The organism is Cytobacillus firmus NBRC 15306 (assembly GCF_001591465.1).
GTDB lineage: Bacteria > Bacillota > Bacilli > Bacillales > Cytobacillaceae > Cytobacillus > Cytobacillus firmus.
On sequence record NZ_BCUY01000202.1, the window covers coordinates 1 to 1613 of the forward strand.

The following is a 1613-nucleotide window of genomic DNA, read 5'->3' on the forward strand; positions in this document are numbered from 1 at the left end:
TTTTTATGGACTTGTATAGGTATATAAAAACAAAATTACTCTTTAGATAAATGTGAGTAACATCAGCGTTGACCTATGTATTAGGTATTTGTATGAAAGATGTTATTTTTTTCCTTTCAAAATTGTCGAGATAAGTACTTTATTTAATGAAAATTATTCTACTAATTATAAATATTTATTTTTAGTTATCACTTAATGCCTCTTTTATTAGTCATTACTTTAAGTTAAAGTGTTTTAAAGATAGAATAAAAAGGAAAAACTCTTGTATTTATCACTAAACTGCCTATTCAATACATTCTTTCTCTAAAAGGAGGCGAATTTATTGTCATTAACTATGACGGAAAACGAAATTACACTTGCTATCATTCAAACCTTAAAAGAAGGAAAGAAAAAGTCATTCCAAGATATCATTGAAGAATTGCAGCCGTATGATATGGCCCAGCAATATAATCACCTGCCAATAAAACATAGAAATAAATTCATACTTTATTTATCCATTGAGCAACTCACTAGTTTCATTCAAGAATTAGAAAAAGAAGAGCAGTTAGATATTCTATATAAATTAGGAATTGAGAAATCAACAAAGGTTCTTGATTTAATGGAAAACGATGATCTAGCAAGTTTACTTACTGACTTAGAACCAGAAAAAATTGAAGAACTTTTGTCTGAAATGAAGCAGGAAGAATCCCAAGTTGTCCAAAATTTAATGAACTACCCTCCGGAAACTGCCGGAAGGTTAATGAATAATCGTTTTGTCTGGATTCCAAAGCATTATACAATCAGAGAAGCGGTGGATAAGTTAAAACATTTTGCAGAATTAGCAGAATACCTTAACTACCTTTACGTGATTGATGAAGAGAAAAACCTCGTAGGAGTTGTATCTTATAAAGATTTGCTGCTGGGAGATTTGCAGGATAAAATTGAAGATATCATGTATAGCAGAGTCGTTAAGGTAGATGTACATACTGACCAAGAAGAAGTAGCAAAAATAATATCGAGGTATGATTTTGTCTCAATACCGGTTATTGAAGAGGAAAATAAATTAGTAGGTGTTATTACTGTTGATGATATTATTGACGTTGTTATTCAAGAAGCCAATGAAGATATTGAAAAACTATCAGCATCTGGTAAAGCAATTGATTTTAATACTAAACCACTAGTTGCTGCATACAGAAGATTACCTTGGCTAATTTTACTTCTGTTTATTGGGTTAGTCTCTGGAAGCATTATTGATGGATTTTCAGCGACTTTAGAAAAATTTGTTGCATTGGCATTTTTTATGCCAATGATTGCAGGTATGACGGGAAACACCGGAACTCAATCACTTGCAGTTGTAGTTAGAGGGTTAGTATCAAACGACTTGGATTTTAAAGAAGTGATTAAACTCATATTCCGTGAATTATGGGTTGGTATCATTATCGGTATTACTTGTGCAATTATGATTGCGATTATTGCATTTGTATGGCAAGGAAGTCTTACGCTTGGCTTAGTTGTTGGAAGTTCTCTGTTAATCACTCTCATTATCGGTACACTTGCGGGTACGATAATACCTTTAATTCTGTACAAGTTTAAAGTCGACCCTGCAGTTGCTTCAGGTCCGTTAATTACAACCT

General features: G+C 32.3%; 1 protein-coding gene. It reads left to right on the plus strand.

Features of this window, described 5'->3' with window-relative positions:
* Positions 1-334: 334 nt before the first annotated feature.
* On the plus strand, positions 335-1613 hold a 1279-nt coding region (mgtE, locus tag BFI01S_RS21805; RefSeq protein WP_156478372.1), incomplete at its 3' end, for a magnesium transporter.